Origin of the sequence: Thermaerobacter composti, from assembly GCF_033582035.1 — a bacterium.
GTDB lineage: Bacteria > Bacillota > Sulfobacillia > Thermaerobacterales > Thermaerobacteraceae > Thermaerobacter > Thermaerobacter composti.
Genome location: NZ_CP132508.1, coordinates 2203474 through 2216664, shown reverse-complemented (window position 1 = coordinate 2216664; position 13191 = coordinate 2203474). Strand labels below are relative to the sequence as shown.

Sequence of the window (13191 nt, the reverse complement as noted above, 5' to 3'; positions counted from 1 at the left end):
GTCCAGATTCCCGCCTCACCCTGCGCGTGCTCCCGGTCAGCCGCCCATACTACAACAGGTGGTCGGTGGCAGGCCGGGCCGGCGACCGTGTTCCTTTGCAGGTGGGCGTGCTTCTTGTAAAGGTAACACGGGCCCGCGTGTAGAACCATTCATAGAACGATTCCTGTTGCGCTCCGCCGCGGTGGAACCGGCACGGCCGCCTTCCGGTGACCGCCCGTGCGCCATCCGTGCTCTGTGGACGATAGGGAGGGGATCTCTTGGCGTCATTCCGGCCGTCGCTGCATCTGTTGCGTGTCAAGGACCTGGAAAGGTCCGCCCGTTTCTACCGTGGATTGGGGTTCACCGTGCGCTTTATCGACCCCGCTGCCGGCGTGGCCGTGATCGACCCGGTAGACGGCCATCCCTTCACCCTCGCACTGCCTGGCGTCGACGCCACTCCCTGGCTCCATGAGGTCTACGAAGAACTGACCCAAGGTCGCCAGCTCTACATGGGCGCCCCCGGAGGGGACCTCGACGCCTTCTACGGCCGGCTGGTGGAGCAGGGCCTGCCGGTTCCGCCACCCGAAGAAGCACCTGACGGTAGCCAGAGCCTTGTGATCCAGGACCCCGACGGGCACCTGCTGTCCTTCTGGCAAGGTCCGGAATGGACCGATGGGGAACTCCTCGAGATGTACACCAGCGCCTCCCAGCGCCTCGCGGAGGCCCTCGCTGGGCTTTGCGACGAGGAACTTGACCTGGCGCGGGCTCCGGGCAAGTGGACCATTCGGCAGATCGTCCACCATATCGCCGATTCCGACGCATCAAGCCTGGTCCGAATCCTCATGTGCCTGGCCGAACCGGGCCGGCCGTACAACAACAACCCGTACGACCAGGACGTGTGGGTGGAGCGGCTGGGCCACGCCCACCGGCCCGTCGAGCCGTCCCTGGCGCTGATCGCAGCGGTCCGTGGCCACGTCGCTGCCCTGGTGCGGCACCGGCCCGAATCGCTGGACGGAGCGGTCGCCCCCTCGCTCGGTGCTCCCATGACGGCCCGGGAGCTGATCGCCATGCTAGCCAGTCACGCCCTGCACCACATCGCCCAGATCGAGGAGACACGCCGGGTCCACGGCCGGGGCTGAAGAGGCCGAGACGGACCCTCCTCCCGTTCCCGTCTGGCGTCTCCCAACCCGCCGGCCCCGTGGGAACCGCTGCGCCGGCCGCTCTTGCCCTGGCCGTCCGCTCCCGGAGTAAGCTAAAGATAGCGGTGAGCGGAGGGATCGGCATGGACGGCGAGGGTTCCCTTGTGACCCAGTCTGCGTCGCTACCCGAGCCGCTGCTGAAGGAGCTGTGTGATCTCTTGGGGGCGCACCACGTCTCGGTGGATCCCCACGAGCTGGAATGGGCCGCCATGGACTTCACCGGCGGTTACCGCCTGGGACGAACCGGCCAGCGCGCCCGGCGGCCGCTGGCCGTGGTCCGGCCGGGCGACGTGGAGGACGTGCGCCAGCTGGTGGTCTGGGCGGCCCGGCACCGGATCCCCCTGGTGCCCCGAGGCGGCGGCACCGGCGTGATGGGGTCGGCGGTCCCGCAGCTGCCCGCCGTGGTCGTCGACCTGACGCGCCTCGACGACATCGTCGTCCACCCCGATGACATGCTGGCCGAGGCCGGCGCCGGCGCCACGCTGGCGGCCGTCGACGCCGCCCTGCGCCGCCACGGCCTCGCCCTGGCCCATGACCCGTGGAGCGTGGGCATCGCCACGGTGGGCGGCGCCATCGGCACCGACGGCGTCGGCTACCTGGCGGGTCGGTGGGGCAGCATGGGCCAACAGGTGGTGGCCATCGAGGCGGTGCTGCCCGACGGCCAGGTGGTGCGGACGCGGCCCGTGCCCAAGCCGCCGGCGGGGCCGGACCTGCGCGCCCTGTTCGCCGGCAGCCAGGGCACCCTGGGGATCGTCACCCGGGCGTGGATCCAGGCCATCGGCGCCCCGGAGGTGATGCTCTTCCGCAGCTACCGCTTCCGCGGCTTCGAGCCGGGCTTCGAGGCCGTCCGCGCCCTGTGGCGGGCCGGGGTCATCCCCGACCTGCTGGACTTCACCGACGACTACCCGGCGGCGGTGGAGCTTCCGCCCGGCTACGAAGACGACCTGGGCCGCACCGGTCTGCTCCACCTCGGCTTCTTCGGGGCGGCCGAGGAGGCCCGGGGGCGCTTGGCGGCGGCGGACCGGATCGTCAAGCGGTTCGACGCCCGCGACCTCGGGGAGGAACCGGCCCGCGAGTTCTGGGAGCGGCGGCACGAGATCGCCGAGCAGTTCGCCCTGCCCATCCTCCAGGCCCGCGACGCCCGGCGGCGCTGGCAGCAGGGCGCCTTCGACTACATCAACCTCGCCTTGCCGGCCAGCCAGGTGATCCCCTACCGGCGCGAGGCGCTGGCGCGCATCGCCGCGGACCCGCGCTTCTACGCCGGTGAGACGGGTCTTTGGGGCCGGCCGGAGGTCTTCTCCCTGCTGGTGAGCGCGGCGCACCCGGCCGCCGCGCAGGCCGCCGGGGGCGCGGCGGGCGCCGGTTCCGCAGGCGCCGGCGGGCCGGAGTCCACGGGGGTCGGGGCGGCATCCGCGGACGAACCCGGCCCGTGGGCCGCCGAGTGGACGCCCGAGGACGCCGCGGCCATGGAGCAACTGATGCACGACCTGATGCGCATGGCCCAGGCCCGCGGCGGCAACATGGAGTGCTTGCACGGGACGGGCCTGAAGCTCCTGCCGCTGCTGCAGGACGAGTTCGGCCCGGCGCTGGACGTCATCCGCAAGATCAAGCGCGCCCTGGACCCCCTGGACCTGATGAATCCGGGGAAGTGGGGCGAGACCGCGGGCGCGCCGGCGTCCGACGGCGGCGTCGCGCCACCGGACGGCTCCGGCGGCCGGGACGGCGTGGTCGTCGTCCGCGGCGGGTCGGGAGGCGGGTCGGGAAGCGTTGAGGCCGACCGGCGGGGCGATGGCGGTCGGAGCCCCGGTGCGGCCGGCGACCCCGTGGCTCCCCGGAGCGGCCGGGAGGGCGATCCGGCCGGCGAGCCCGGGGCTCGCCCCGCTGGCAACGGCGACGGCGGAGCCACCGCGGGTTCCGCCCGCGGCCGCCGGGCCGCCGACGCCACCGCGGCCATGCCGGGCAACGGGCGTTGGCGCACGGGGCGTGCCTTCCATCCGGGTTGGTTCACCCGGGCATGAGGGCGCGGAGGAGGGAGATGGGGTGGAGGACGTCGTCCCCATGGTGGACCCCAACCTGCCCGGCGTGCCGGCGGTGGTGGTCCTGGAGGGCGGTCAGCGGCTCCACGTGCGGCTGCAGGCCGGGGCCTGGCACAACGGCGGGCTGCTGCTCCCCGTCGAGGCCGTGGAGAAGGTGGACGGCCCAGGCGGGACGAACTCCCTGGCCGAGGTGCTGGCCGTCGAGCCGGAGGGGTTGCCGGATCAGGCCACGGTCTGGATCCCCGGTCCGCGGCTGCGCTGCGTGATCCTGGCCGGGGAGCCTCGGCGGCCGCGGCCCATCGGCTTCGGGGGCGTCTGATCTGGGGGGAGGCGGGAGACGGTGCGGCACCCATCCCGACCGGGGGACGGGAGCGCGAGAGGGGATGCCGCCGCGCAACTGGCGGGATTGCTGGTCCGTCATCGCGGGCGGGCGGTGGCGCTGACGGGCGCAGGGATCTCCGTCGCCAGCGGGATCCCGGCCTTCCGCGGCCGCGACGGCTTGTGGAGCCGGTTCGACCCGGAGGAGTTCGCCCACATCGACGCCTTCCGGCGCGACCCCGAGCGGGTCTGGACCATGCTGGACCAGCTGTACGACAACCTGGCGGCCGCCCGCCCCAACCCCGCCCATCGCGCCCTGGCCCGACTGGAGGAGCTGGGATACCTGCGGGCGGTGATCACCCAGAACATCGATGGGCTGCACCAGGCGGCGGGGAGCCGCGACGTCATCGAGCTCCACGGCAGCTTCCAGCGCGTGGTGTGCATGGACTGCGGCAGCCGCTACGCCGCCGAGAGCGTGCGGCGGCTGGCCGGGCTGCCGGGCGGCGGCGGGCACCGCTGCTGGTGCGGCGGCTGGTTGAAGCCCGACATCGTGTTCTTCGGCGAGGAGCTGCCCGAGCACGCGTTCCTGCGCGCCTGGGCGGAGGTCCAGAACGCCGGGCTGTTGCTGGTGGTGGGCACCTCCGCCGAGGTGGAACCGGCGGCCAGCCTGCCCCGCTGGGCGCGCCAGGCGGGCGCGGTGTTGGCGGAGGTCAACCCCCACCCCGCGTTGGACGCCGAGGTCGTCCTGGCGGCGCCCGCCGAGCAGGCGCTGCCCGCCGTGGTGGAGCGCCTCGAGGCCGACGGCGGGACGGCGACGACCGCCGAGCCGGCGGCGCTCGGGTGACGGGCGCCCGGGGCGTCCGCACCGAGGCCACCGGGGCGGTGCCGGGGCACGATCCTTGCCTAGAACTCGAAGGTGCCGCCGGGCTCCAGCACCCGCACCTCGACCCCCGGCGCCTTCTGCTTGGCGAAGCGCACGAAGTCGTCGGCGCTCTGGACCAGCAGGGGGAAGGTGGCGTAGTGCTGGGGGAGGGCCACCTTGGGCTTGAGGAAGGTCAGCGCGTGGGCCGCCTGCCGCGGGTCCATGGTGAAGTGGCTACCGATGGGCAGGAGGGCCACGTCCAGCGGGTACAGCTCGGCCCAGGTGGCCATGTTGCAGTGGATGCCCGTGTCGCCGGCGTCGTAGACCCGCTTGCCGTCCTCCAGGGTGACGATGTACCCCGCCGGCTCGCCGGTCTCGCTGGAGTGGTAGGCCTCGGTCATGGTGACCACCACACCCCCCAGCTCCACCGAGCCGCCGATGTTCATGCCGATGCACTTGTCGCCCGGCAGGCCTTCCTTCTGGTAGCGCTCGGCCGTCTCCGGCTGCAGGATCACCGTGGCGCCCGTCTGCTTCTGGACCGCCACCACGTCGCTGGCGTGGTCGAAGTGGTCGTGGGTGATCAGGATGTAGTCGGCCTTGAGGTCCTCGATGCGGACCGGGGCCTTGGGGTTGCCGTTGATCCAGGGGTCGAACAGGATGACCTTGCCCCCCGCCGTGGTCAGCTCCCAGCTGGCGTGCCCGAGCCAGCGCAGCCTGTGGGCCATGCCTCTTCCCTCCCGTGTTGCGTGGACCTGCGGGACGCCATCGACCGTGGGCCGTCCTGATGCGGTTGTGGTTACCAGTTCAACGCGGTGAACGGGGCTCCTGCCCGAACACGAGCGGGCCGCGGCCGCACCGCCCCGACCCCTGCGCCGTGGTGGTACCATGGAGGAAGAACGAGCCAATTACGAGGCCGGTTCCGCCTGCCGGTGCCCAGCGCTGGGGCCGGGGCACCATCCGGGGACGGGCCCGAGGCCGAGGAGGCGATGGGACGTGCGCGACGTCTTGGACCGTGTCGTCCAGTGGCTCGACGCCGGCCGGGACGTGGCCCTGGCCACCGTGGTCGAGGTGGTCCGCAAGGCGCCGCGCGACCCGGGCACCACGATGGCCGTCAGCGAGCGGGGCGAGATCGCCGGCTCGGTGTCGGGCGGCTGCGTGGAGCCGGCCGTGGTCGAGGTGGCCCAGGAGGTGCTGGCCTCGGGACGGCCGCGGCTGGTGACCTTCGGCATCACCGACGACGACGCCTTCGAGGTGGGCCTCAGCTGCGGCGGCACCATCCGTGTCTGGGTCGAACCGGCCCGCGGGCCTTGGCACGACGTGGCCCGAAACCTGCAGGAAGCCCTGGCGGCGGGTCGCCCGGTGGCCCTGGCCCGGGTGCTGGGACCGGCCGCCGAGCCGGCGTCGGCGGCCCAGGCTCAGGTGGCGCGCGAGACCCCCGGTGAGACGCACCGCGAGGACCACCGCGAAGCCCACCGAGTGGATCACCCGGCCCACCGCGAGGACCATCAGGCCCACCACGAGGTCTCCAATGGGCCGACCGGTCCCGCACCCGGGGCCGTCCTCCTGCTGGCCGAGGACGACCCTGGCGGCCCGGCGCGGCTTCTGGCCGGTTCGTCCGGTGACCCCGGTCTCGACGCGGTGCTGGCCCGGCGGGCTGGAGAACTCTTGGCCCGGGACGAGGCCGCCCGCCAGCGGTTGGCCGGCGCGGACGTCTTCATCCAGCCCTTCGCGCCGCCGCCCGTGCTCTATGTGATCGGGGCGGTGCACCCCGCCCCGGCCCTGGCGGAGGCGGCCCGGTTCCTCGGCTACCGGGTCGTGGTCTGCGATCCCCGCTCGCCCTTCGCCACGCCGGAGCGCATCCCCGCGGCCCACGCCATCGTCCGCCGGTGGCCCGACGAGTACCTCCGGTCCGTGCGGCTCTCGCCGCGCGACGCCGTCTGCGTCCTGACGCACGATCTGAAGTTCGACGTGCCGGCGATCTTGGCGGCCCTGGCGTCGCCCGTCGGTTACATCGGCGTGATGGGCAGCCGCCGGACCCACGAGCGGCGACTCGCGGCGCTGCGGGAGGCGGGGGCGACCGAGGGGGACCTGGCTCGGCTGCACGCCCCCATCGGCCTGGACATCGGGGCCCGCACGCCCGAGGAGATGGCCGTGGCCATCATGGCGGAGATCATCGCTGCGCGCCGGACGAACCGGCCTCCGGCGGGCCGGCCGGAAGCGGTCCCCGCAGGTGACGGTGCGGCCGCGGGTCGCTCCGACGATTGATCCCGTCCGGGCGACCCGGCACCGCGGCGGCAGCGGCAGGAACGGTTCGTCTGAAAACCGAATGAGCCATGGCATGAGCCGTCCCTTGGGCGCCGTGGCAACGGGGGCTGGTGGCGGCCTCCGCAACCCGAGCCCGGGCTGCGGGGCCCGGGTGGGTCGTCCCGCGAGGGCGGAGCCCCCGCGGTGCACGGCTTCTGTCGAGGTGGAACGTCCTCGCCAGGGAGCTTTCGCGACTATCACTGGGGGTGCCAGGGATGCAGGTGGCCGGCAGCCAGAAGATCGCCGCACCCGTCGACACCGTGTGGGCGTGTCTCAACGACCAGGAGATCCTTGCCCGTTGCACCCCGGGATGCAAGCGGCTGGTCCAGGTGGGCGAGGATCGCTACGAGGCCGATCTGGAGCTGGGCATCGCCGCCATCCGCGGGCGGTACAAGGGCCGGATCGCCATCGCGGACAAGGAGCCGCCCAGCCGGTACCGGCTGAACATCGAGGGCGAGGGCGGGCCCGGGTTCGTCCGGGCATCCCTGGTGCTCGACCTGGAGCCCCAGGGCGAGGAGACCCTCCTGAAGTACCAGGGCGAGGCCCAGGTGGGTGGTCCCGTGGCCAGCATCGGCCAGCGGGTGCTGAGCGGCGTGGCCAAGATGATCATGGGCCAGTTCTTCGGCGGCCTGGCGCGGGAGATCGAGCAGCGGAAGGCGGGGTAGGGACGGGCAGATGCCCATCCCCTGCCCGCGGCCGCGGTCGTCAGCGGTCTGGTCTTCGACGGTTCACCGGTGACGTGCCGGCTGCGGCGCCAGCACCCGCCCGTCCAAGGCGGCCCGCCGCAGGTCGAGCCACCGCCGGTACACCCAGAAGGCGGCCACGCCGAAGGCAAAGCGGGTGGCGACCATGATCAGGCCGTTGCCGCCGAAGGCGAACACGGCCGCGGTCTCCTCGAACATGGCGTGGAAGATGCCGACGAACACGAAGAGCAGCGTCACCTGATCCCGGGCGACCGGCCGCTCCCGGCTGGTCTCGAGCACCACGCCCGACCCGAGGATCACGCCGAGGACGGCGCCCACCGTCAGGGACGGCGCCAGCTCCGGCGCCAGCCCGAGGCGCCGGCACAGGGGCTCCAGCCGGTGGGTGAGCCGGTCAAGACGCCCGGTCAGCTTGGCCCACTCCAGCAGGATCAGCACCGGTGCGACGAACAGGGCAACCCGCAGGAGGAGCCGGAACCCCTCCCCTATCCCGTCGACGACGGCATCGATCAACCACATGGTGCGTGTCCCCCCGGTTCGCCCTCGTCTCGCGGGCGTGGCACCCCGCCGGCGGACGGCCTGACCCGGTCCCGTCGGCGCATCGGCACGTTACAGGACCCGGTTGAGTCACGCTAAAGGACCAGGTTGAGCCACGCTACAGGACCAGGTTGAGCAGGACGCCGGCTGCGGCCGAGGCCGTCAGCCGGGCCGCCAGCACCGTCCACGGGTTGGCGCCGGCCCGTGCGATGATGGACGCCTCCACCGGGTGGGCGTGGCTGATGGCCAGCATGGTGCCCAGAATCGTCCACTGCTTGTAGTCGAGCCCCAGGGGGATCGCCGCCGCCACCCCGCTGTAGAGGCCCACGGTGTTGCCGATGAGCAGCGCCAGGGCGCTTCCCCCCGGGAGGCCGAACCAGGCCATGGCGGGTGCGGCGAGCCCGGCGATGCGCGCCAGCCACCCGCTGCGGTCCAGGATCATCACCACGATCATGGCGGGGATCATAGTGCGGGCCAGGTCGGCGAGCACCCGGAAGGTGGAGCGCAAGCCGCGCCCAACGGCCAATGGAAACGGGTGGGTCCCACCCTGGCGGTGGTGGACGCCACCCTCTCCCTTGACCCCCTGGGATGTCGCCGCCGGTGGAGAAGCGGGTCGGGCCACGGAAGCTGCCTTCTTTCCCGGGGTTCGTCCGCCGGGGTTCGTCCGTCGAAATCCTGGCCACCACCCGGCGGGATCTGGAATGCTCCTGGCGACCAAGATAGTGCGGGCGAGGGGCGGTGTCAACGGCGCCGGGGCTGGGCGGCGGCTGTGTTCGGGACGAACGCGGCCCGGGGCCGCACCGCACGTCTCCCCTTGCTGCCCGGTTGCGGTTGCAGGCCGTCCACCGACCCGAGCGGCCCCCCGTCAAGGATCCTGAACGGGTTTGCAGCCGCCGGTCCGTTCGACCGGCACACCTTCGTTCGATCGGGCCCGGGGCCCCCGTGGTTGGAAGGGCTCCCTGGTTCGGCCGCCAGGAGGGCGGGCGGGGGGCGTGCGAACCCTGGGGCCGGAGGTGTACGCTAGCGGTCGGACCCCGGGACACCTCGCCGGCGATACAGGCCGGCGGAAGGAGGGGTGGAAGGAGGGGTGACCACATGGGCGAGCGGCTCGACGCCTTTCACCGCTTCCGCACCGAGATGAACGAGAAGATCCTGGCCCACGACAACCTGGTGGTGCGCCGGTTCTTCAACCTGGACGGGCAGGCGTACAAGCCCGGGGCCCTGTCCAGCAAGGTCAAGGAGATGCTGGGGCTGGTGGCGTCGCTGGTCCTGCGCTGCGATGACTGCGTCACCTACCACATGATCCAGTGCCACAAGGAGGGCGTGACCCGCGACGAGTTCTTCGAGATCTTCGGCGTGGCCCTGATCGTGGGCGGGTCGATCACCATCCCCCATGTGCGGCGGGCGGTGGCGGTGCTGGAGGAGCTGGAGGCCGAGTCGGCGACCGACGAGAATGCCGGAACCGGTGCACGTTGAGCGTCGCACAGCGACGCTCCTATTTTTTACGCGTCATTGTTTTGGCGATAAAGGGGAGGGACCTGACCACAAGGCAGATGGTGTCGCCCGTCATCCGGCCCGTGGTGACCGCATCCCGCAAGAGGCGGCGCATGACCTTGCCGCTGCGGGTCTTGGGCATGGCGTCGACCCCTCCGAGGCGGAGGTCTATGAAGCATCCTACCGCCGCGTCGCACGCTTAGGAACCTGCACACGGTATGGTGATTTGCGCATCCTTCCTGCTCAGCACCGCATATATCCAACTCGAAAGCAATAGTAGACACAATCCTTCAAGGATGAATGGAGCCCGTGGACCAAATTGCGATACGACTACGCCTCCCATCAGCGCGCCGACTGGTAACCCACCCCAAGCAATCAGCCTGTACATCGCGTTGACCCTGCCCAAAACGCGAGATGGAATAGCCAGCTGCCGCACAACCAACGATGTAATGTTCCACGCACCTACCGCAAAGCCCTTTAACGCCATGACAAAGCACAACATCCAAACGTTCCGTGACGTCGCCGCGAAAAGAGCTGACAACGCCATGATTGTGTTTAGTAAAGGAAAGATGCGCCACACGATCCGTTGACGAATTCGTCCGGCCCAAAGAGATGCAGACAGCGCACCAATACCTGAGACGCTCAGCGCCATGCCATAATGGGCTGGAGTGCCTCGGAGATCGCGCTCCACTAGCAGGATAAGAACGGCCATGCTGGCTCCACCGAAGACATTATGAAAAGCGGATGAAACAGAAAGATAGCGCACAAAATGTGACTTCCGAAGCCAGTCGACCGCATGACGGACATCTTCCAGCACAGAGCCTCTTTGCGGTTCGCTTTTGAAGTTTCCGCGCAGCATCCCGATGATCAATCCCGACGACAAGTAAAAAGACGCGACCGACAGCCAAGCCATGTTTCGTAGCTGCTCAAACGCAACTCCCGCAATGAATCCAGCAAGCAATTGGGCGGTGACCACAAAGATTCCCTGCAAGGTCGCATTTACCTTCGCCAACTGCTCACTACTCGTGATATCCGGAACAATGGTTTGCGCAGTATTGTCCGCTATGACCTCGGCAGCACCAGCAAGAAATGCGCATGCTAGCACCAGCCAAAAGGCCATCTGGACGGCATCAGTCCAAGACGTGAGCACTGCGGACGCCAGTGCCAGCACCCAGAGCGACACCGACAGAAGTCGACGCTTGTCACATCGATCGACCAGGCCGCCGCCGAGGACACCAATCAACGGCCACGGTGCGCGTGAGACAGCGGTCACTGCGGCGACTGCAAACGCGCTTCCCCCTGTGTGCGCCGTTGCGACCGGTAACAGCGCCCACCTCATCCCATCAGCGAGCCCGCGAAGAGTCATCCCGATGTACAAGCACCGCAGATTTCGCCCTTCTTCCATATCCGCAATGTCTCCTCGCATGACAGCCCAGGCCATTCCCAAAGGAAAATGCGACGGGCTCGTTTCGGTCGTGTCGGTTGGGCGCGGGCACCCATGAATCTAACTGGTTCCTCCCGCGGGCGGTTCGACCCGCTTCAGGATGCGCTCCAGCACCTCGGGGTCCTCGAGGGCGGTGGTGTCGCCCGTCACCTTGCCGGTCGTCACCGCCTCCCGCAACAGGCGGCGCATGATCTTGCCGCTGCGGGTCTTGGGCATGGCGTCGACCACGTACACCCGCGCCGGGCGGGCGATGGGGCTGATCCGGCGGACGATCTCCTCCCGCAGCTGCTCTTCGATGTCCGGCGGTGGCGTCACGCCGCTCCGCAGCACCGCGAAGACCACCGGTACCGTGCCCTTGACGGGGTCCGGCATGCCCACCACCGCCGCTTCGGCCACCAGCGGGTGGTTGATCAGGGCGCTCTCCATCTCCATGGTGCTCAGACGGTGGCCCGCCACGTTGATCACGTCGTCCACCCGCCCCAGCACCCAGTGGTGGCCGTCGGCGTCGTACATGGCGGCGTCGCCGGTAAAGTACCGCCCGGGGAAGCGGGCGAAGTACGTGTCCAGGTACCGCTGGTGATCGCCCCAGATGGTCCGCGCCAGGCAGGGGAAGGGGTCGGTGATCACCAGGTAGCCCGTGGTCCCGGGACGAACCGGCCGGCCCTCGGCGTCCACCACCTGGCAGCGGTAGCCCGGCAGGGGAAGGCCGCAGGAGCCCGGCCGCGAGGCCGTGACGCCGGCGATGCCCGACATCCACGCCGTCCCCGTCTCCGTCTGGCCGTAGGTGTTGTTGATCTCCACCGCGCCGTCGCCCACGTGCCGCCGGACCCAGTGCCAGGTCTCGGGATCCAGCGGCTCGCCCACCAGCGCGATGAGCTCGAGGCTGCGCAGGTCGAACTTCTGCGGCCAGTCGGCCCCCGCCCGGCTGAGCATCCGCAGGGCCGTGGGCGCCGTGAAGACCTTGTTGACCCGGTACTGCTGGATCATCCGGTAGAACCGGCCGGGGTCGGGGAAGTCCAGGGCGCCTTCGTAGACCACGTGGGTCGCCCCGTGGGCCAGGCCGCCCACCAGGGCGAAGATGGGGAAGGTCAGCCAGCCCACGTCGGCGGTGCACCAGTAGATGTCGGCGGGTTGGAGGTTGAGGGACCACTTGACGTTGGCGTAGGTGCCGACCAGGAAGCCCACCCCGGCGTGGACCAGGCCCTTGGGCTTCGCCGTGGTGCCGCTGGTGTAGATGATGAACCCGGGTTCGTTCGCCTCCAGGGGCTCAGGCGGGAAGTCGGCCGGCATGCCGGCGATGAAGTCGTCGTAGTCCACGTCGCGACCCGCCGTCATGGGGGCTTCGGCCCCCGCCCGCCGCACGACGACCACCCGCTCGACGAAGTCGAGCCCTTCCAGGGCCCGGTCCAGGGTCGCCTTGAGCGGGAGCAGCCGGCCCCGCCGGTAGCTGCCGTCGGCGGTGATCACCAGGCGGGCCCGGGAGTCTTCCAGGCGGGAGCGGATGGCGTCGGGCGAGAACCCGGAGAAGATCACGTTGTACAGGGCACCGATCCGGTAGCAGGCGTGGATGGCGGCGAAGGTCTCCGGCAGGTTCGGGAGGTAGATCGCCACCACGTCGCCCTTGCCGATGCCCGCCTGTCGCAGGGCGTGGGCCAGCCGGCAGGTCTCGTCGTGCAGCATCTGGAAGGTCCAGACCCGCCGGTCGCCCGGCTCGCCCTCCCAGATGATGGCCGCCTGGTTCCGCCGCTCGGACAGATGGCGGTCGATGCAGTTGAGGCTGACGTTAGTCAGCCCACCGACGAAGTACTTGAAGTCGGGCAGGTCGCCCGTGCGGACCCGGGTCCAGGGCGCCAGCCACTCCAGCTCCCCGGCGATCTCCGACCAGTAGGCGTCGGGATCGGCCTCGGCCCGGGCCCGGTAGGCGGCGTATGCCGCCGCCGCGTGGGGCCCGGCAAAGAGAGGCCGCCCGGAGAGCTTCCGCGGAGGAACCGGCCGCTCCGCCAGCAGCGCCCCGGCGGCGGGCTCGGGTCCCGCCACCTCCACCTCGGTGCGAGCCATCGCAAATCCCCCCGTGAATGGCGATCGAGCTGCATCCAGCTTCCTTAGCAACCCCATACGGCGAGGAATCGAACCCTTCCTGCTGTACGGCAGAGGCAGACGGAGTGGGTGAGAAAGCGGCGGGACGGACAAGGTAGCCGCTCGACGCTCACGTTTCCTCGCGAGGGATCCCGCCGGCGGTTGGGTTCCGTGAAGTCCGATGGGTCGGTGCGCGCCGTGGAGGGGTCCTTGCCCAAATAGTAACCAATCGGTTACCGTC

At 70.5% G+C, this 13191-nt stretch carries 12 protein-coding genes and 1 pseudogene; 7 read left to right on the top strand and 6 right to left on the bottom strand.

From position 1 onward, the window contains the following. The first annotated feature begins 257 nt into the window (after positions 1–257). The 4 genes from Q5761_RS09020 (at position 258) to Q5761_RS09005 (ending at position 4376) form a co-directional block, all read left to right on the top strand. Entirely contained in the window at positions 258–1118 is an 861-nt protein-coding gene (locus Q5761_RS09020) for a DinB family protein (RefSeq protein ID WP_135224124.1), read from the top strand. Positions 1119–1261: 143 nt separating this feature from the next. After that, complete coding sequence (locus Q5761_RS09015; RefSeq protein WP_318750338.1) at positions 1262–3196, top strand: FAD-binding oxidoreductase; 1935 nt, start codon at positions 1262–1264, stop codon at positions 3194–3196. Positions 3197–3218: 22 nt separating this feature from the next. Next, complete coding sequence (locus Q5761_RS09010; RefSeq protein WP_167758804.1) at positions 3219–3533, top strand: hypothetical protein; 315 nt, start codon at positions 3219–3221, stop codon at positions 3531–3533. Positions 3534–3554: 21 nt separating this feature from the next. Continuing rightward, the gene (locus Q5761_RS09005; RefSeq protein WP_135224122.1) at positions 3555–4376 is read left to right on the top strand and encodes an SIR2 family NAD-dependent protein deacylase; all 822 of its coding nucleotides are present in this window, start codon (positions 3555–3557) and stop codon (positions 4374–4376) included. A gap of 59 nt (positions 4377–4435) precedes the next feature. On the opposite strand, the gene Q5761_RS09000 is transcribed toward Q5761_RS09005, so the two are convergent. Further along, a complete protein-coding gene (locus tag Q5761_RS09000) occupies positions 4436–5119 on the bottom strand; it encodes a metal-dependent hydrolase (protein ID WP_318750337.1) in 684 nt (227 codons plus the stop codon). A gap of 268 nt (positions 5120–5387) precedes the next feature. Between Q5761_RS09000 and Q5761_RS08995 the strand changes: the two genes are divergently transcribed. After that, entirely contained in the window at positions 5388–6659 is a 1272-nt protein-coding gene (locus Q5761_RS08995) for an XdhC family protein (protein WP_135224120.1), read from the top strand. A gap of 254 nt (positions 6660–6913) precedes the next feature. Beyond that, the gene (locus Q5761_RS08990) at positions 6914–7363 is read left to right on the top strand and encodes a carbon monoxide dehydrogenase subunit G (RefSeq protein WP_318750336.1); all 450 of its coding nucleotides are present in this window, start codon (positions 6914–6916) and stop codon (positions 7361–7363) included. Between the two features lie 63 nt (positions 7364–7426). On the opposite strand, the gene Q5761_RS08985 is transcribed toward Q5761_RS08990, so the two are convergent. Further along, the gene (locus tag Q5761_RS08985; RefSeq protein ID WP_135224118.1) at positions 7427–7918 is read right to left on the bottom strand and encodes a hypothetical protein; all 492 of its coding nucleotides are present in this window, start codon (positions 7916–7918) and stop codon (positions 7427–7429) included. A 136-nt stretch (positions 7919–8054) separates the two neighbouring features. Beyond that, the gene (locus Q5761_RS08980) at positions 8055–8558 is read right to left on the bottom strand and encodes a nucleoside recognition domain-containing protein (protein WP_135224117.1); all 504 of its coding nucleotides are present in this window, start codon (positions 8556–8558) and stop codon (positions 8055–8057) included. Positions 8559–9031: 473 nt separating this feature from the next. Here Q5761_RS08980 and Q5761_RS08975 point away from each other — a divergent pair, with 473 nt between their 5' ends. Further along, a complete protein-coding gene (locus Q5761_RS08975) occupies positions 9032–9412 on the top strand; it encodes a carboxymuconolactone decarboxylase family protein (RefSeq protein ID WP_318750335.1) in 381 nt (126 codons plus the stop codon). A gap of 19 nt (positions 9413–9431) precedes the next feature. Here the strand turns inward: Q5761_RS08975 and Q5761_RS08970 are convergent. From Q5761_RS08970 to acs, 3 genes and pseudogenes are all read right to left on the bottom strand, one after another. Beyond that, positions 9432–9572: pseudogene (locus tag Q5761_RS08970) on the bottom strand (hypothetical protein); the annotation flags it as partial. A gap of 57 nt (positions 9573–9629) precedes the next feature. Further along, positions 9630–10835: an MFS transporter gene (locus Q5761_RS08965; protein ID WP_318750333.1), complete on the bottom strand. Its 1206-nt coding sequence runs from the start codon at positions 10833–10835 to the stop codon at positions 9630–9632. 99 nt (positions 10836–10934) lie between these two features. Then, complete coding sequence (acs, locus tag Q5761_RS08960; protein ID WP_318750332.1) at positions 10935–12932, bottom strand: acetate--CoA ligase; 1998 nt, start codon at positions 12930–12932, stop codon at positions 10935–10937. Positions 12933–13191 lie beyond the last annotated feature (259 nt).